The following is a 16,378-nucleotide window of genomic DNA, read 5'->3' as shown; positions in this document are numbered from 1 at the left end:
GGGTCAGGCGCGGCCGTGGGCCTGGCGGCTCCGGCGGCTGAGCGAGTCGATCGTGACCGCGATCAGCAGGACGCCCGCGGTGACGATGTAGCGGACGTTGGAATCCAGGCTGAGCAGGGCGAGACCGTTGGAGATCGAGGTGATCACCAGCGCGCCGAGCAGCGCAGAGTACGCCGAACCGCGGCCGCCGAACAGGCTGGTGCCGCCGATGACAGCGGACGCGATCGCGTTCAGGTTGACGTCGGTGCCACCGCTGGCCTGGCCGACCGCTACGAGCCGGGCCGCTGCGAGGATGCCGCCCACCGCGGCGAAGGTGGTGCAGGCGGCGAACACCGTCAGGTAGATCATCCGGACGTTGATACCGGCCCGGCGCGCGGCCTCGACATTGCCGCCGACGGCGAAGACCGAGCGGCCCCAGCGCGTCCGTCGTACGGCGAGGTCCGTGACCACGACCAGGGCGAGGAACAGCAGGAACATCGACGAGACGCCGCGGTCGCCGTTCAGGACCGTGACCGGTATCAGCAGCACGATCGCGAGGCCGGCGGCCTTGATCGCGATGACCGAGGTCGGCGCCGCGGACAGACCCGCCGCGGCGCGAGCGGTCCGGCCTTGCCAGCGGCTCAGTGCGTAGGCCACGACCACCAGAGCAACCAGGGCGTAGGCCATCGCGGGGGAGAGGAAGCTCCGCGTCGCGAATCCGACCAGCGCGGAGTCGTACGGCAGGTTGATCGTGCCGTCCTTGCCCAGCACCAGCAGCTGGAGACCGAGGAATCCGAGCAGACCGGCGAGGGTGATGACGAAGCTCGGTACGCCGAAGCGCGTGTAGAGCAGGCCGTAGAACAGGCCGATCAGCACGCCGAGCGCGATGGCGGCGACGAGCGACGCGACGATCGGCCAGCCCTGGTTGACGAACGTGACGCCGACGACCGCGGCCGCCACGCCGCTCACCGAACCGACCGAGAGGTCGATCTCGCCGAGCAGCAGGACCAGAACGATGCCGAGGGCAATCACCCCGACGGACGTGGTCTGCAGCGTGAGGTTCACCAGGTTGCGGCTGGACAGGAACGAGCTGTTCGCGACCTGGAAGACCGCCCAGATGATGACCAGGCCGACGACCACCGGGACCGAGCCCAGGTCGCCGGACCGGAGCCGGGCGGTGAAGGCGCCGACCGCGCCGCTGATCCCGTGGCCGGCGATCAGTCGCTCGTCCTGGAGATCGGCCGGCAGCTGGGCCGCGCCGTTCTCCTCGGGCGCCGCCGTCGCACCTGTGAAGTCCTGGGGGCGGGTCCCCGATCCTTGGAGACTCATGAGGCCGGTCCCTCTTCCCGGCTCCGGCGCGCGGCGCGCTCGGAGACCGCGTTGTCGGTTGCGCCGGTGATCGCGGCGATGATGTCCTGCGTCCGGGTCTCGCTGACCACGAAGACGCCGTTGTTGCGGCCGAGACGCAGTACGGCGACCCGGTCGGCGACCGCCATCACGTCGGCCATGTTGTGGCTGATCAGGATGACGGCCAGGCCGCGTTCGCGGAGCCGCTCGACCAGGTTGAGGACCTCGGCGGTCTGAGCTACGCCGAGAGCCGCCGTCGGTTCGTCCAGCATCACGACCTTGGGCCGGCCGAGCAGGCTGCGCGCGATCGCGACGGTCTGCCGCTGGCCGCCGGACAGGCTGGCGACCGGGATCCGGACCGACGGGATCTTCGCGGACAGCTGCCGGAGCAGCTCCCAGGAAGAGCGTTCCATCTCGACCTCGTCGAGCGCGCCGTTCTTGCGCAGTTCGCGGCCGAGGTACAGGTTCGCGACCACGTCCAGGTTGTCGCACAGCGCCAGGTCCTGGAACACGGTGGCGATGCCGAGCTGCTGCGCCTCGGCCGGGCTGCCGACCCGGACCGGCCGGCCGTCGAACACCATCGACCCGTCGTCGGCGGTGTAGACGCCGGCGATCGTCTTGACCAGCGTGGACTTGCCGGCGCCGTTGTCGCCGACGAGAGCGAGCACCTCACCGGCACGGACGTCCAGCTCGATGTTCTTCAGAGCCTGCACGGCCCCGAAACGCTTGGAAATCCCCTGCAACGTCAGCACCGTACCGGCACCGACATCGAGGGGAGTCGGGGTAACAGTCACGTGTTGAGCCTCCTGGGACTTATTTCACGCCATGATCCTCGCCGGGGGCGCGGTTGGGGAGAGGTCGGCGTGGCCCCCCGCACCTCACTGCGGGGGGCCACGCCGAGGGGCGGGTCAGTTGGCGGACAGGCCTGCGGCGGTGCAGGCGGCGGCGAAGGACGCGGTGCAGATGTCGGCGACCTTGTAGATGTTGTCCTTGACCACGGTGTCCTTGATGTTGTCCTTGGTCACCGCGACCGGGTCGAGAATCGTCGACGGTACGCCGTTCTTGTCGGTGGTGGACTCGGGCTTGCCGCCGTTCGCCAGCGCGACTGCTCCCTTGGCGGCGGCCTCGGCCTGCGGCTTGACCGCCTTGTAGATGGTCATCGCCTGGTCGCCGGCGATGATCCGCTGGATCGCGGCGAGTTCCGAGTCCTGCCCGGTGACCGGCGGCAGCGGCTTCACGCCACCGCCCTTCAGTGCGGCGATCGCGCCACCGGCGGTGCCGTCGTTGGCGGCGTACACGCCGACCAGGCCGTTCTTGATCGCGCTCAGCTGGCCCTCCATCCAGCCCTGCGCCTTGTCCGGGCTCCAGTCCGGGGTGTCGAACTCGGCGGCGATCTTGAAGCCACTTGAGTCGAGCACGCTGTGCGCGCCCTTCTTGAAGTCCGCGGCGTTCGGGTCGGTCGGCGAGCCGTTGATCATCGCGATGTTCCCGGACGTCTTGCCGGCCGCCTTGAGGGCGTCGAGCAGGGTCTGCGCCTGCAGCTTGCCGACCGCCTCGTTCTCGAACGACACGTAGTAGTTGGCGTTCTCGATGAACCGGTCGTACGCGACCACCGGGACGCTCTGGGCCTTCGCGGAGGCGGCGACCGCAGCGGCGGCCTTGCCGTCGACCGGGTCGAGGACCAGCACGTTCGCGCCCTGAGTCAGCGCAGCCTCGGCCTGCTGCTGTTGCTTGGCGGCGTCCTGATCGGCGTTGCTGTAGATCAGCTGGCAGTCGCCGCAGGCCGCCTTCAGCGCCTCGGTGAACAGCGGGCGGTCGAGCGCCTCGTACCGGGTGGTCTTCGACTCGGGCAGCAACAGCGCGACCTTTTTCGCGCTGCCTGAGCCGCTGCCCGAGCCGGAGTCGTCGGACCCACAGGCCACCAAGGAGGTGGCGAGGACCGAGACGGCAAGCCCGAGGCCGACGAGACGAAGTGCTGAGACGGACATATGGCGGCTCCTTGACGAGACGGCCCCGATTGGCCTGCCCGCAGTCAAGCTCCCCAGCGTCTTGGCGTCAAGACTTGAATTCAAGAAATGGAGATATTGGTGTGACTCAGCATCGATGCGCGGTGGATCGCGCCGACAATGTCGGCTTCGTCGCCGAGCTCGGCGGGGCGCAGTTCGACGGTCGCCGCGGCGCTCGGGATCGCGCACCGGTCGAGGGCCTCACGCAGCGGGGCGTGGATCAGTTCGCCGGCCTCGGCCATCAGGCCGCCGACAACGATCGCCTCCGGGTTCAGCAGGTTCACGACGCCTGCCACGGCGACGCCGACGCGCCGGCCGGCGTCCTCGATCACGCGGCGGCAGCCGAGGTCGCCGGCGAGCGCGCGGGTCACGATGTCCTTCAGTCGCAGCGGTCCGTGCGACGCGGCCAGACTGCTGATCAGTGCCCGCGAGCCGACGAACGTGTCCAGGCAGCCGCGGTTGCCGCAGCGGCAGATCGGGCCGTTCTCGTCGATCGTGACGTGCCCGATCTCGCCCGCCGTACCGGTCGAACCGCGGAACACGTCGCCGTTGATCACGATGCCCGCGCCGACGCCGTACGAGAACTTCAGGTAGCAGCCGTTCCGGACGCCGCGGAGCGCGCCGGCCCGCAGTTCGCCCAGGGCGGCAAGGTTTGCGGTGTTGTCGAGGGCGACCGGGGCGCGCAGGTACCCGGACATCGCCTCGGTCACGTTGACGCCGCGCCAGCCGGGCAGCACCGCGTCGGACCCCGCCTCGCCGCTGACGGAGTCGACCGGCATCGGCAGGCCGAACCCGATCGCGGAGATGTCCTCGACGCCGGAGCTGACCGTCTCGGCCAGGTCGGCGAGCAGCCGGGCGGCGCGCTCCATGCCCTCGTCGGCGACGTGGTCGGCCTGCAGCGGCATCAGTTGCTGGGCGAGGATCTCGCGGGAGCTGTTCGCGACCGCGACCCGCACGTCGCGCTCGCCGAACGCGACACCGGCCAGCAGTCCGCCGCCGGACGCGAGGGAGACCAGTACGGCGCGGCGGCCGTTGCGGATGCTGCGGGACAGGCCGACCATGCCGGCCTGGTCGAGCTCCTTGACCATGTTCGAGACGGTGGCGGCGGACAGACCGGAGGCGGCGGCGATCTCGACCTGGGTGAGCGGGCCGTGCTGCCGGACGACACCGAGAACGCGCGCACGATTGGCTTCGCGCAGCGAAGCCTGCGAGCCCGGGGCTGGGCGAGTTGCGTTCATTACATAAAGATAACGGATCGCGGGGCGTGCCCGGCCGCCCACCGGTCGTGAACCACGAACATCTTCCGCAACCTCGCCGTCACTACCCCACTGGAACGTCTCGTCGGCGACAGTAGACCACCCCGGCCGCGAGGTGGTGGAGGTGAGCGCTCACACGGTCAGGGCGAGCGTCACAAGGGTCACCGGAAGGGCCAGTTCGACGGTTGCGCCGAGGACGTCGCCGGTGGTGCCGCCGAGGGCTCGGACGGCTCGGCGGCTGGTGAGCAGGCTGGTCACGACGGCCAGGAGGACGGCGGCTGCGGTGCCGGTCAGGCGGAGTACGCCGGGAGCGCTGAGGGCGAGGGTCGCGGCGAGGGTGGCGGCCGTGGTGAGCGTTGCCGTGAGTGGGTGGACCGTGGCGGCGACGAACGATCCCAGGCCGTCGGGGCGGGCCGCGGGGATCGACGTACGGCAGGACCAGGGGAGGGTGAGGCGGCTCGCGGTGATGGCGATCAGGAGCGCCTGCCAGCCGAAGTTCGCTTGCAGGCAGGCGGTGAGGGCGGCGACGTCGAGGAGCAGTACGCCGATGATCGCGACGACACCGAACGGGCCGATGTCGCTCTGCTTCATGATCCGCAGCATCGTCTCGCGATCCCGCCGGCTGCCCAGCGCGTCGGCGAAGTCGGCGAGCCCGTCCAGGTGCAGCCCACCCGAAAGCCCTGCTACAACAAGCACTCCGAGCACAGCGGCGAGCAGGTCCGCCTCAGGCTTCACCAGTTGAGCCAGAGCGACCACACCCGCCGCGATCCCGCCGACCAGCACTCCCACGGCCGGCGCCAGCACCATCGCCCGCCCGCCAACCTCCCGGTCAACCCGGGATGGCACGCCCGCGGGCAGCACTGTCAGCGTCCCGAGCGAAAGACGGGTCGCCGCACCCCATGCGCTCATGTGAGAGGGAGGGTTCGGCCGGCGACGGTCCAGAGGACCTGGTCGGACGCCAGGGAGATGGTGGTGTTCAGGCGGCCCATGAGGTCGCGGAACAGGCGGGTGCCGGGGTCGGCGGGGACGATGCCGGAACCCACGTCGTTGCTGACGGCCACCACGCGCCGGGCGGTCGCGGACCACGCGTCGGCGAGTTCGGCGATCTGTTGCTCGACGAGGTCGGCCCGGCCGAGGTCCGACCAGACGTTCCTGGTGTCCATGGTTCTCGACAGCCACAGCGTGAGGCAGTCGATGAGCAGCGGGGGACCGGGGGACTCGAGCAGTGGTACCAGGTCGATCGTCTCCGCCAGACCCCAGGAGGCGGGCCTACGGGCCTGGTGCTTCGCGACCCGGGCCGCCCACTCGGCGTCACCGGAGTCCTCTCCGCCGGTTGCGACGTACAGGACGTCGGGCTCCGCGGACAGCAGGCGTTCGGCGGCGACGGATTTGCCGGAGCGGGCTCCGCCGAGGATGAGGGTTCGGTCAGGCATTCGTCCTCCCGGGCTCGAAAACCACCGGCGCCTCGAAGGCCGCCTTGCGCGCCGTACGCCGGAACGCGTTCAGGATCGGCCGCCCGAGCACCAGCACCAGCACCGCGCTCAGGATCCCGCGCGGAATGTCCCACCCCAGCGACGTCGCCACCACGAACAACAAGTACCTGTGCCCGTTGGCGGCCAGCGAGTCGCCGGGGATGAACGAGAAGTCGCTGCCGAACGTCGCGTACGGCCAGAACCAGAGGTTCATGATCACGCCGTACAGCACGCCCGAGACCAGCGAGTACGCCGCCAGCAGCAGCAACTCCAACCGCCCGCCGACGCGCGGCAGGAGGCCGGCCAGGCAGCCGACCCAGGCGCACGCGAACATCTGGAACGGCATCCACGGCCCGACCCCGCCACTGATCAACGCCCCACCCAGCAAGGACACCGCCCCGAGCACGAACCCGAACCCGGCCCCGAACGCCCGCCCCGCCAGCACCAGCAGGAAGAACCCGGGCTCGAGTCCCGCCGTACCCGGGCCCAACGCGCGTAGCGCGGCGCCGACCGCGGCGAGCATGCCGACCAGTGAGATCACCTTCGCGTCGATCCCGGCCTCGGATAGCTCCGCGAGTACGACGGCCACCAGCAACGGCAGCAGCAACACGAACAGCCACGGCGCATCCGTGGTGTGACCGATCGCCGACTGACCCGCCTGCGAGGTCTGGAAGAACAACGGCCATGCGAACGCGAGTACGCCGACCAGTGACGCGACGAGCAACGCCAGCGTGCTGCGGGGCTTGAGCCGGATCAGGTTCACGAGGCTCGGTCCAACGCCTCGGCGACCTCGCCGACGGTCAGGAACGGCAACGGCGCAAGGATCTTCGCCACCTGCGGCGCGAACGCCGGAGACCCGGCAATCACCTCCGCCGTCTCGCCATCACTCACCAGCTCACCGTCGGCGAGCACCATCACCCGCGTGGCGACTTCGGCGACCATCTCCACGTCATGCGTCGACAGCACCACTGCATGCCCGGCAGCCGCCAGCTCGCGCAGGATCGCGACCAGCCGCCGCTTCGCGCCGTAGTCCAGCCCGCGAGTTGGCTCGTCCAGCAGCAACAACGGCGGCGCGCCGCACAGTACGACGGCCAACGCCAGACACAGCCGTTGTCCTTCGGACAGGTCGCGCGGATGCATGTCCAGAGGCACGTCGGGTGCCAGCCGCTCCAGGAGTGCCCGGCAACTACCTGCGGGCACCTTGAAGTCGGAGTCCGCGCTGCCGCATTCGTCCGCGACAGTAGCGGCGTACAGCAGATCTGCGGGTTCCTGTGGGACCAGTCCGACTGCCTTGACCAGTCGCTTTGGCTTGGTACGGCGTGGGTCGACTCCTGCGGCGGTCGCAGTGCCGGAACGAGGAGTGATGATGCCGACGAGAGAGTTCAGCAACGTCGACTTGCCTGCGCCGTTGCGGCCCATGAGTGCGACGACCTCACCGGCCTTGATGCTCAGCGAAACACCGCGTAGTGCCGTCACGTTGCCGTAGCCAACGACTAGGTCGGTGCACCGTCCCAGCTCCTTGCCGAGCGCAGCCAGCGGCCGCGCTGGTGCAGCAGAATCCAGCTGGCTGCGCAGGGCGACAGCAGCGCGTCGGGCGTCTCGTACTGACAGGGGGAGCGGTGACCATCCAGCCAGCCGTCCCAGCTCCACCACCGGCGGCGCGACCGGTGCGGTCACCATGCGGTCGGCCGGCAGGCCTGTGGACACAGCAGCGGCGCCACCGGGTACTTCGATCACGCGGTCGGCGTACTGGATCACACGCTCCAACCGGTGCTCGGCCATCACCACAGTGACGCCCAGGTCGTGCACGAGCCGCTGGAGCGCGGCCAGCACCTCCTCGGCCGCCTGTGGGTCCAGCGCGGAGGTGGGTTCGTCCAGCACGAGTACGGCGGGATGCGACGTGAGAGCTGCTCCGATCGCGGTCCGCTGCCGTTGACCGCCCGACAGCGACGTCAACGCCCGGTCCCGTACGTCGGCCAGCCCGAGCAGGTCCAGCGTCTCCTCGACGCGTCGCCGCATCACGTCCGGCGCCACACCCAGTGACTCCATGCTGTACGCCAACTCGTCCTCGACCGTGTCGGTGACGAACCCCGCCATCGGGTCCTGCCCGACCATCCCGACCACATCGGCGAGATCGCGCGGCCGATACTCGCGGGTGTCCCGCCCGTCGACCAGCACCCGCCCGGCCAGCGTGCCGCCGGTGAAGTGCGGCACCAGGCCGTTGATTGCCCGCAGCAACGTGGACTTGCCGGACCCGGTCCGCCCGATCACCAGCGCGAGCTCGCCCTCCGGCACCGTGAAGCTCACGTCCCGCAGGGCCGGTTCCCGCGCCCCGTCGTACGTCACGGTCACCTGGTCGAACTCGATCATGCAACCGCCTTCCTTAACGGTGGTGCGGCTATGGCGGGCACCAGTCCGATCAGTACGCCGACGACTGGCAGCACAGGTACTGGTGGGACGACCAACGGGCCGGCCAGCAGCAGACCGTTCACGCCGCGGACCGCTGCGATCACCATGGCACCTGCGGCCAGGGCACCGGCCGCTACGACGAGCCACTCGGGCAGCGCCCACGGATCGGGCCGGTAGCGGGTCCTGCTGACCCGCTGTCGTCCAACTGCCATAGCTGCGACTGCCAGGAGCACACCGGCCGCCAGCGCACCAGCGGCGAACGGAAACGCCATGGCGTCGGTCAGCAACGCGTAGACACCGAGCAGGATCCCCAGCAGTCCCAGCAGCACGCACAACGCCGTGAGCCGACGCTGAGCACGAGGAGCCTGCGCGGTACGGCCGTAGCCGCGTGAGTCCATCGCGGCCGCCAGCTCCACCGAGCGGTCCAACGCACCTTCCAGGACCGGCATGGCCGTCGTACGGAAGGAGGCGCGCGTACGGCCGCGCAACCGGCGTGCTGCGCGCACGCGGCGGCCGTCCGTCACCAGTTGCGGCGCGAAGGTCAGTGCGACCACACAGGCGACGCCCATCTCGTAGAGGGCCCCTGGCAACGACTTCAGCAACCGCCGCGGACTGGCCAGTGCGTTGGCCGCACCCACGCAGCAGAGCATGACGGCCAGCTGACCACCGTCGTACAGAGCCGTCACCAGAGCCTCTGCCGTGACGTCGCCGCCGAGCTTGACGCCCGCAGCCCAGTCAGGCAAGGGGATCTGCGGCAGTGTGAACAGCAGCGTGTTTCCCTGCGAGCGGGTGGACAGCAGCGCCTGCAGGACCACGCGGACGGCGATGACCAGCAGGCCGAGCTTGAGGAACGCAGCGAAGCTGTGTGCCCACGGTGCGTCGCTGCGGCGGGCTGAAACGACGAATCCGGTCACTGCGAGGATCAGGACCAGCAGGACGGGGTTGCGTGTCCTGCTGGCCGCGACAGCCATACAGAGCGCCCACAACCACCAGGCCCCCGGGTGGAGTGCCCGGGGGAGTGTGAGGTGGTGTACGGCGCGCACTTAGCTCGCCGCAGTACGCCGACGGTTGAGGAAGAACCCGCCGCCCGCCAGCAGGAGGACCACGACGACGGCGATGATGATGCCGGTCCACGGCGTACCACTGCTGTCTGAAGAAGGCGTGGAAGCAGCAGGTGTTGCTGTCGAGCCCACCGCTGCGCCGATCTGCAGCGTGACCGGGGTCTCGGTGGCCGGGACCTTGATGTTCTTCACCTGGTCGCCGCAGCTCTTGGACGGGTAGCCCGCGACGCCGCAGGTCAGGCCCTTCTCGATCCGGACCGGTCCGGCCGCGGCGAGGATCTGCGCGCCGGTCGACTTCGGGGCGGTCACCACGCAGGTGCCCTTGGCTTCACCCGGCGTATCACCGACGACCGCGTCCTCCGGCGTACCGGGGTCGACGACCAGTGCGATCCGCTTCTTGCCGGTCTCGGCCGGGGTCTTGCCGCAGATCGCGTCGAAGTCACCCGCGGCCCGCGGGACCCGGGGCTTGGCGCCACCGACGGCGAACCGCCAGCCCTCCACGGCTCCGTCGGCCGGGACGAAGGCGTCGGCGCCCTTCTGGGAGAAGGCCCACTGGCCGTTGCTCCACTGGTAGTAGCCCCAGAAGCGGTAGCCGTCCTCGGTCGGGGCGGCGGTCGCTGAGACGGTGGCAACGGTCCCAGCCAGCAGGAGACCCGCCAGCAGGCTGAGGACCAGTCGTACGGTCCGGTGTGCAGTCATGGTGGTTCCTCGGTCGGGCCGCAGCCCGGTGGAGGAGGTCCCGCCTGCACCGGCAGGGTAGGGGCTCCACCCGCGGACCACGGCGGGTAGTTGAGCCTGACTGCCTGCGTCACAGTGTTCCGGCTCGCCACCCTGTTCATGGGGTGGCCTACGGTTGCGGGTCAGCGCCGGACTTGGACCGGCTTCCCTGTGACGCAGGCGTGTGGTTCGACCGAAGCTTACTCTGCCCTTATTCGGCGGAGGAGAGGCTCATGGGTCCGTAGACCTCGCGGCCGTCCTCCAGCAGGAACACCTGACCGACGCCACGGTCGGCCAGGTCCCGCCAGACCTCACCCAGCCAGCTCTCCGCGTCACCCTGCGCCGAGAAGTCGGCCCCGCCGACCTCGCCCGGATCGACCAGGGCGCCGGTCGCGGTCTCGAACCGCCAGCTCCAGCTCATGAGTTCGGCCGCTTCTGCGGGGCGTTCTGCGCGGTCTTGGCCGGGTCGCTCTCCACGATGTGGCCGAGCACCTCGTCGATCCGCTTCAGCAGATCCTCGTCCAGCGTCACGCCGGCCGCCTTCACGTTCTCGGTGACCTGCTCGGGCCGGGAGGCGCCGATGATGGCCGACGAGACGTTGCTGTTCTGCAGCACCCACGCGATCGCGAGCTGCGACAGCGAGAGGTCCGCCTCGTCGGCGAGCGGCTTCAGCTCCTGGACCCGGGTGAGTACGTCGTCGGTGAGGAACCGCTTGATGAAGTTGGACCCGTTGGCGTCGGTCGCCCGGGAGCCTTCCGGCGGCTGCTGACCGGGCAGGTACTTGCCGGTGAGCACGCCCTGCGCGATCGGCGAGAACACGACCTGGCCGATGCCGAGCTCCTCCGACGCCGGCACCACCTCGGCCTCGATCACCCGCCACAGCATGCTGTACTGCGGCTGGTTCGAGACGAACGGGATGCGCAGCTCACGGGCCAGCCGGTGGCCCTCCTGCAACTGCTCCGCGGTCCACTCCGACACGCCGATGTACAGCGCCTTGCCCTGCCGGACGACGTCGGCGAACGCCTCCATCGTCTCCTCGAGCGGCGTCTCGGTGTCGTACCGATGCGCCTGGTACAGGTCGACGTAGTCGGTGCCGAGGCGCTTGAGCGACCCGTTGATCGACTCGTGGATGTGCTTGCGGGACAGACCGGTGTCGTTCGGTCCGCCCGGACCGGTCGGCCAGTACACCTTGGTGAAGATCTCCAGCGACTCACGGCGCTCGCCGGCCAGCGCCTCGCCGAGCACCGACTCGGCCTTGGTGTTGGCGTAGACGTCGGCGGTGTCGAACGTCGTGATGCCGGCCTCCAGGGCCGCCCGCACGCAGGCCTTGGCCTGCTCGTTCTCCACCTGGGAGCCGTGCGTCAGCCAGTTGCCGTACGAGATCTCGCTGACCTTGAGACCACTGTTGCCCAGATAGCGGAAGTCCATGGTCCGACCCTACTTGCTGCGCTCCGTGCCTGCGCTCAGGACGGCTTCTCGCCGCGCTTCACCATCGGCTTCGGCAGCCGCCAGCGGCGCATCTGCATGGTCCGCCGGACCGCGTAGAACCCGATCCCCTTGGTCGACTCCTTCGGGAACTTGATCCCCACCTGCTTCTTCAGCCCGGAGGTGAGCAGGAACCAGTCCGCCGCGATCAGCAGGATCATGAACAGGAACAGCAGGTTCACCATCCCGGCCAGCCACGGGAACTGCGGCGAGAACACCACGCCCACCAGCGACACCACCAGGAGGACCGGCAGCGCGAACTCCATCACCGAGTAGCGCGCGTCGACGTAGTCCCGGGCGAACCGCCGTACCGGGCCCTTGTCGGCGGCCGGCAGGTAGCGGTCGTCGCCGGTCTGCATCGCCGCCTGCATCTTGGCGCGCTCGGTCCGGACCTTGTCCCGCCGGATCGCCGAGGCCTCCTTGCGGTTGCGCGGCTTCTTGAACGCGGCCTTGCGGGCGGCCTCCGCGTCCTTGCGGCTCGGCGTGGGCCGGCCCTTGCCGCCCGGCTTGCCCTGGGCGTCGGCGGGTACGGTGGTATCTGTCTCAGACTTGGTACGACGGAACACGGGGTCAGAACCTCATTCGCAGGGCAGGTCGCGACTCGGGGTGGTCCCCGGACCTTCTCCTACTTTATCGGGGCCAGTCCTGATGGTGTGGTGACCCGGTGGGACATAGGGTGGAAGGCACGCACGCCGGGTCGTCACTCCGGCACAGAAGGGGTACGGATATCGATGAGCATCTTCAAGCGGATGTCGACGATCTTCAAGGCCAAGGCGAACTCCGCCCTGGACAAGGCCGAGGATCCTCGCGAAACCCTTGACTACTCGTATCAGAAGCAGCTCGAGCTGTTGCAGAAGGTACGGCGGGGCGTGGCCGACGTGGCCACCAGCCGGAAGCGGGTGGAGCTGCAGGCGTCTCAGCTGCAGTCCCAGTCGGCCAAGCTGCAGGAGCAGGCGCAGAAGGCGCTCTCGATGGGCCGCGAGGACCTGGCCCGCGAGGCCCTGACCCGCAAGTCCGGTCTGCAGGGCCAGATCGACGACCTGACCACCCAGCACGCCCAGTTGCAGGGTGAGGAGGAGAAGCTGACGCTGGCCTCCCAGCGGCTGCAGGCCAAGGTCGAGTCGTTCCGGACCCGCAAGGAGACCATCAAGGCCACCTACACCGCGGCCGAGGCGCAGACCCGGATCAACGAGGCCTTCTCGGGCATCTCCGAGGAGATGAGCGACGTCGGTCTCGCGGTCCAGCGGGCCGAGGACAAGACCCAGCAGATGCAGGCCCGGGCCGGCGCGATCGACGAGCTGCTCGCCTCCGGCGCGCTCGACGACGCGAGCGGCACCGTCAAGGACAACATCACCCTGGAGCTTGACCGGATGTCGTCCGGCTCCGACGTGGAGAACGAGCTGGCCGCGATGAAGGCCCAGCTGTCCGGCGGCGATGCGCCGAAGGAGCTCTCCGGTGAGGGGGCCGCACAGGCCCAGCCGCAGTCCGCCCAGCCAGTGCAGCAGCCGGCAGCCGAGCCGGCGCGACCTCAGGACGGAGATGTTCGGTGATCGTTCGCATCATGGGTGAAGGCCAGTGGCGACTGGCCGACGACAAGCTGGACGCGCTCAACGCGGTGGACGGCGACCTCGAGAAGGCCGTGTCGTCCGGCGACGAGACGGCGTACCAGACCGCGTTCGCCGCGCTGCTGGACTTCGTCCGCTCCGGCGAGCAGGTGCCGGACAACGAGCTGCACGACTCCGACGCCATCCTGCCCCCGTCGGACAGCTCGCTCGCCGAGATGCGGGAACTGATCAGCGGCGACGGCCTGATCGCCGGCTGAAGCACCACCCCCGATCAGTGCCCCGACCCGGCGACTGGTCACTTGAAGTAATCATTTGAGACCCCTGGGAACCCGGCGAACGGGTTCCCGGGGGTCTTTGATTTACGGAACCGCAGAGTCGACTTTACGCAGGGGTAAACACTCTCCTCCGGTGCTGTTGCGCGCTGCATCCACGTAGTACTCTCTGGTTCACGCCGTTGTGGGGGCGGCGTTTGGGACGAGGTCCGTGACGGGGTGTGGGTTGGTCACGGGTTTCGGTTTTCACCTGTGGGGGGTGACTGTGCGTGACTGATCTTGTCATGTCTGAGGGGTTGGCCGAACCGGCTGACCTTCGGCCGGCGCCGTCGGGGGAACGACGTCGGCCGGTCTGGGTGGTACCGGACGTTGTACCTGCGGTCGTGCCGCGTGCGGCACGGTTCACCGAGGCGCGTTGGGTCGCGAAGTACCGGTGGGCAGCGCTCGCCGGCGACCTCGCGGCCGCGCTGCTCGGTGTCTCGCTGGCGCTCGTCGTCCGGTTCGGTGCCCAGATCAACCTCGACTATGTTCTGCTCGGAGCCGCGTTACCGATCGCGTGGCTGGCCTGTGTGGCGCTGGAGCGGGGTTATGAGACCCGCTACTTCGGCACGGGCCCTGAAGAGTTCCGCTCGATCATCCGGGCGGCCGTCGCGCTGACCGCGGTGGTAGCGGTGACGTCGTACGCGACCAAGTTCCAGGTGGCGCGTGGTTTCGTCGTGCTGGCGGTGCCGATGACCTGTTTCGCGGCGATGTTCGCGCGCTGGGTGCTGCACCGGCAGATCTCCGGCCGGCGGTTCGACGGCCGGTGTATGCGCCGGGTGCTCGTTGTCGGACGCAACGATCAGGTGACCACGCTGCGGCGGCACCTGGAGGAGCGGAAGACCGACGGGTACGTCGTGGTGGCGAGTTGCCTGCCGCGCGGCGACGCGTTCGAGGAACCGTTGAGCGAGACCAGCCCTGAGCGGCTGGGCCGTGCCGAGATGGACATCCTGGCGGCGGTCGACCAGTACGACGTCGAGGTGGTCGCAGTGGCGGCCGACCCGGAGTTGACCGGTCACTCGTTGCGCAAGTTGTCCTGGGCGCTCGAACAGCGCGGGGTCGACCTGATCGTGTCGCCGGGGATCGTCGAGGTGGCGGGTCCGCGGATCTCGATCCGGCCGGTTGCCGGGCTGTCGCTGCTGCACCTGGAGCGGCCGTCGGTGAGCGGTGGACCGCATGTGCTGAAGAGCATCTTCGACCGGGTGGTCGGCTGCCTGATGTTGCTGGCGGTTGCGCCGCTCCTGATGGTCACAGCGGTTCTGGTGAAGTTCACCAGCCGCGGTCCGGTGCTGTTCCGGCAGACCCGGGTGGGACGGGGCGGTGAACAGTTCCAGATGCTGAAGTTCCGCACGATGGTGGCCGACGCCGAGGCACGCAAGGCGGAGCTGCACGCGCTGAGCGACGGTAACGGGGTCCTGTTCAAGCTCCGCGACGACCCGCGGGTGACCAGGGTCGGGCGGTACTTGCGACGGTTCTCGATCGACGAGCTGCCGCAGCTGGTGAACGTGCTCCGGGGGGACATGTCACTGGTTGGCCCGCGTCCACCATTGCCCGCCGAGGTCGCGCAGTACGCGATCGACGACGCGCGGCGGATGCTCGTGAAGCCGGGCCTGACCGGCCTGTGGCAGGTCAGCGGCCGGAGCGACCTGACGTGGGAGGAGTCCATGCGGCTCGACCTGCGGTACGCCGACAACTGGTCGATCGCGTTGGACCTTTTGATTCTGTGGAAGACCGCACGCGCAGTGCTGGGGAGCGACGGCGCGTACTAGGCGGTGTTTGTGTTCCCGAGGGGGGAATCCGTGACTGTAGTACTGGAAAGATCGGCCGTGGCCCGATCCGAGGCCGCGACTCTGGTGATCAGGGCCGCGGCGGGGGATCAGGGGGCTTGGAGCCAGTTGGTCGATCACTATGCACGGCTCGTATGGGCCGTCACCCGCAGCTTCCGCCTGGGCGACAGCGACGCCGCTGACGTCTCGCAGGTGGTCTGGCTGCGGTTGCTCGAGCACATCAATCGCGTCGACCCCGAACGGGTCGGCGCCTGGCTGGTCGTCACCACGCGCCGGGAATGCCTGCGGGTACTGGCGTTCCGCAAGCGCGTGCTGCTGACCTACGAAGCAACGGCGTTCGAGGACGTGGCCGGTGACGCGCCGGAGCTGGACTCCGACCTGATCGCCGGCGAACGGGCGGACGACGTACGACGGGCGCTCGAAAAGCTGCCCGACCGGTGGCAGCAGCTGCTCGGCATGCTGATGTCCGATCCGCCGACGCCGTACGCCGAGATCTCCGCGACGATCGGGATTCCGATCGGCAGCATCGGCCCGATCCGCGGCCGTTGCCTGGAGAAGCTCAGACTGCTGCTTGCCTCCTGAGGCAGCAGACCCGGTCCGGGCCGCCGACCGATCATGCTCTGGTCAGAGCATGATCCAGGCGGTCCGGACCGGCCGTTGTGCGCTGCCCGGCCACCGCAGCAGGAAGCTCACCACCTGGGCGTCCCCGGGGCTGTCGCCGCCGCGGGCCTCGACCACGACCGGACCGGCCGGGGAGACCCACAGTTCCACGGTCAGCGTGGTGCGTTCCACATCCAGCGTCACCCCGTGCCCTGCGAAGCGCAGCCGTCGTACGTCGTCGCCTCCGGGCTGGTCGATGAGGCTGTCGAAGACCAGGTCGAGCACGTCGAGGTCCCGCTCGTGCCGGCCGAACGCGGCGTACCCGACCGACCGGAGCAGCGCGATCTGCTCACAGGCGGCTCGCTCCGGAGGCCCGATCATCG

The 16,378-nt window shown here is 69.3% G+C and carries 18 protein-coding genes and 1 riboswitch; of the genes, 4 read left to right on the top strand and 14 right to left on the bottom strand.

The window, feature by feature from the left end:
• Nucleotides 1-3 precede the first annotated feature (3 nt).
• The 13 genes from EV649_RS03175 to EV649_RS03115 all read right to left on the bottom strand — a co-directional run bounded on the left by EV649_RS03175 (nucleotide 4) and on the right by EV649_RS03115 (nucleotide 12,298).
• Nucleotides 4-1,308, bottom strand: coding sequence for a sugar ABC transporter permease (locus EV649_RS03175; protein WP_130380305.1), 1,305 nt, complete (start codon nucleotides 1,306-1,308; stop codon nucleotides 4-6).
• Complete coding sequence (locus EV649_RS03170; RefSeq protein WP_198682280.1) at nucleotides 1,305-2,120, bottom strand: ATP-binding cassette domain-containing protein; 816 nt, start codon at nucleotides 2,118-2,120, stop codon at nucleotides 1,305-1,307. The genes EV649_RS03175 and EV649_RS03170 overlap by 4 nt, the downstream gene beginning before the upstream one ends.
• A 114-nt stretch (nucleotides 2,121-2,234) precedes the next feature.
• Nucleotides 2,235-3,314, bottom strand: a complete 1,080-nt coding sequence (locus EV649_RS03165; RefSeq protein WP_130380303.1) for a substrate-binding domain-containing protein — start codon at nucleotides 3,312-3,314, stop codon at nucleotides 2,235-2,237.
• 80 nt (nucleotides 3,315-3,394) lie between these two features.
• Nucleotides 3,395-4,570: an ROK family transcriptional regulator gene (locus EV649_RS03160; protein WP_130380301.1), complete on the bottom strand. Its 1,176-nt coding sequence runs from the start codon at nucleotides 4,568-4,570 to the stop codon at nucleotides 3,395-3,397.
• A gap of 150 nt (nucleotides 4,571-4,720) precedes the next feature.
• A complete protein-coding gene (cobS, locus tag EV649_RS03155) occupies nucleotides 4,721-5,497 on the bottom strand; it encodes an adenosylcobinamide-GDP ribazoletransferase (RefSeq protein WP_130380299.1) in 777 nt (258 codons plus the stop codon).
• On the bottom strand, nucleotides 5,494-6,021 hold the full coding sequence (locus tag EV649_RS03150) for a bifunctional adenosylcobinamide kinase/adenosylcobinamide-phosphate guanylyltransferase (RefSeq protein ID WP_130380297.1): 528 nt from the start codon (nucleotides 6,019-6,021) through the stop codon (nucleotides 5,494-5,496). The genes cobS and EV649_RS03150 overlap by 4 nt, the downstream gene beginning before the upstream one ends.
• Nucleotides 6,014-6,823, bottom strand: coding sequence for an ECF transporter S component (locus EV649_RS03145; RefSeq protein ID WP_130380295.1), 810 nt, complete (start codon nucleotides 6,821-6,823; stop codon nucleotides 6,014-6,016). Before EV649_RS03145 ends, EV649_RS03150 begins: the two co-directional genes overlap by 8 nt.
• The gene (locus tag EV649_RS03140; RefSeq protein WP_130380293.1) at nucleotides 6,820-8,430 is read right to left on the bottom strand and encodes an ABC transporter ATP-binding protein; all 1,611 of its coding nucleotides are present in this window, start codon (nucleotides 8,428-8,430) and stop codon (nucleotides 6,820-6,822) included. Before EV649_RS03140 ends, EV649_RS03145 begins: the two co-directional genes overlap by 4 nt.
• Nucleotides 8,427-9,512: a CbiQ family ECF transporter T component gene (locus EV649_RS03135; RefSeq protein ID WP_130380291.1), complete on the bottom strand. Its 1,086-nt coding sequence runs from the start codon at nucleotides 9,510-9,512 to the stop codon at nucleotides 8,427-8,429. Before EV649_RS03135 ends, EV649_RS03140 begins: the two co-directional genes overlap by 4 nt.
• Nucleotides 9,513-10,229, bottom strand: a complete 717-nt coding sequence (locus EV649_RS03130) for an SCO2322 family protein (protein ID WP_130380289.1) — start codon at nucleotides 10,227-10,229, stop codon at nucleotides 9,513-9,515. It lies immediately after the preceding gene.
• 114 nt (nucleotides 10,230-10,343) lie between these two features.
• Nucleotides 10,344-10,416, bottom strand: a riboswitch (cobalamin riboswitch).
• 42 nt (nucleotides 10,417-10,458) lie between these two features.
• Nucleotides 10,459-10,668 carry a hypothetical protein gene (locus EV649_RS03125; protein WP_130380287.1) on the bottom strand — a complete coding sequence of 70 codons (210 nt, stop codon included), beginning with the start codon at nucleotides 10,666-10,668 and terminating at the stop codon, nucleotides 10,459-10,461.
• The gene (locus EV649_RS03120; RefSeq protein WP_130380285.1) at nucleotides 10,665-11,675 is read right to left on the bottom strand and encodes an aldo/keto reductase family protein; all 1,011 of its coding nucleotides are present in this window, start codon (nucleotides 11,673-11,675) and stop codon (nucleotides 10,665-10,667) included. The genes EV649_RS03125 and EV649_RS03120 overlap by 4 nt, the downstream gene beginning before the upstream one ends.
• Before the next feature lie 35 nt (nucleotides 11,676-11,710).
• Nucleotides 11,711-12,298, bottom strand: coding sequence for a DUF3043 domain-containing protein (locus EV649_RS03115; protein ID WP_130380283.1), 588 nt, complete (start codon nucleotides 12,296-12,298; stop codon nucleotides 11,711-11,713).
• Nucleotides 12,299-12,463: 165 nt separating this feature from the next.
• On the opposite strand from EV649_RS03115, the gene EV649_RS03110 reads away from it, so the two are divergent.
• From EV649_RS03110 to EV649_RS03095, 4 genes are all read left to right on the top strand, one after another.
• Nucleotides 12,464-13,282 carry a PspA/IM30 family protein gene (locus EV649_RS03110; RefSeq protein WP_130380281.1) on the top strand — a complete coding sequence of 273 codons (819 nt, stop codon included), beginning with the start codon at nucleotides 12,464-12,466 and terminating at the stop codon, nucleotides 13,280-13,282.
• Nucleotides 13,279-13,554: a hypothetical protein gene (locus EV649_RS03105; RefSeq protein WP_130380279.1), complete on the top strand. Its 276-nt coding sequence runs from the start codon at nucleotides 13,279-13,281 to the stop codon at nucleotides 13,552-13,554. The genes EV649_RS03110 and EV649_RS03105 overlap by 4 nt, the downstream gene beginning before the upstream one ends.
• Before the next feature lie 299 nt (nucleotides 13,555-13,853).
• Nucleotides 13,854-15,377 (top strand): sugar transferase, encoded by a 1,524-nt coding sequence (locus EV649_RS03100; RefSeq protein ID WP_130380277.1) that lies wholly within the window; start codon nucleotides 13,854-13,856, stop codon nucleotides 15,375-15,377.
• Between the two features lie 57 nt (nucleotides 15,378-15,434).
• The gene (locus tag EV649_RS03095) at nucleotides 15,435-15,977 is read left to right on the top strand and encodes a sigma-70 family RNA polymerase sigma factor (protein WP_157996157.1); all 543 of its coding nucleotides are present in this window, start codon (nucleotides 15,435-15,437) and stop codon (nucleotides 15,975-15,977) included.
• A 42-nt stretch (nucleotides 15,978-16,019) separates the two neighbouring features.
• Here EV649_RS03095 and EV649_RS03090 read toward each other — a convergent pair whose 3' ends face one another.
• Complete coding sequence (locus tag EV649_RS03090) at nucleotides 16,020-16,376, bottom strand: hypothetical protein (RefSeq protein WP_130380273.1); 357 nt, start codon at nucleotides 16,374-16,376, stop codon at nucleotides 16,020-16,022.
• Between the last annotated feature and the right edge of the window lie 2 nt (nucleotides 16,377-16,378).

It is taken from the genome of Kribbella sp. VKM Ac-2569 (genome assembly GCF_004216905.1).
Classification (GTDB): domain Bacteria; phylum Actinomycetota; class Actinomycetes; order Propionibacteriales; family Kribbellaceae; genus Kribbella.
This window is presented reverse-complemented; position numbering and strand designations above follow the sequence as displayed.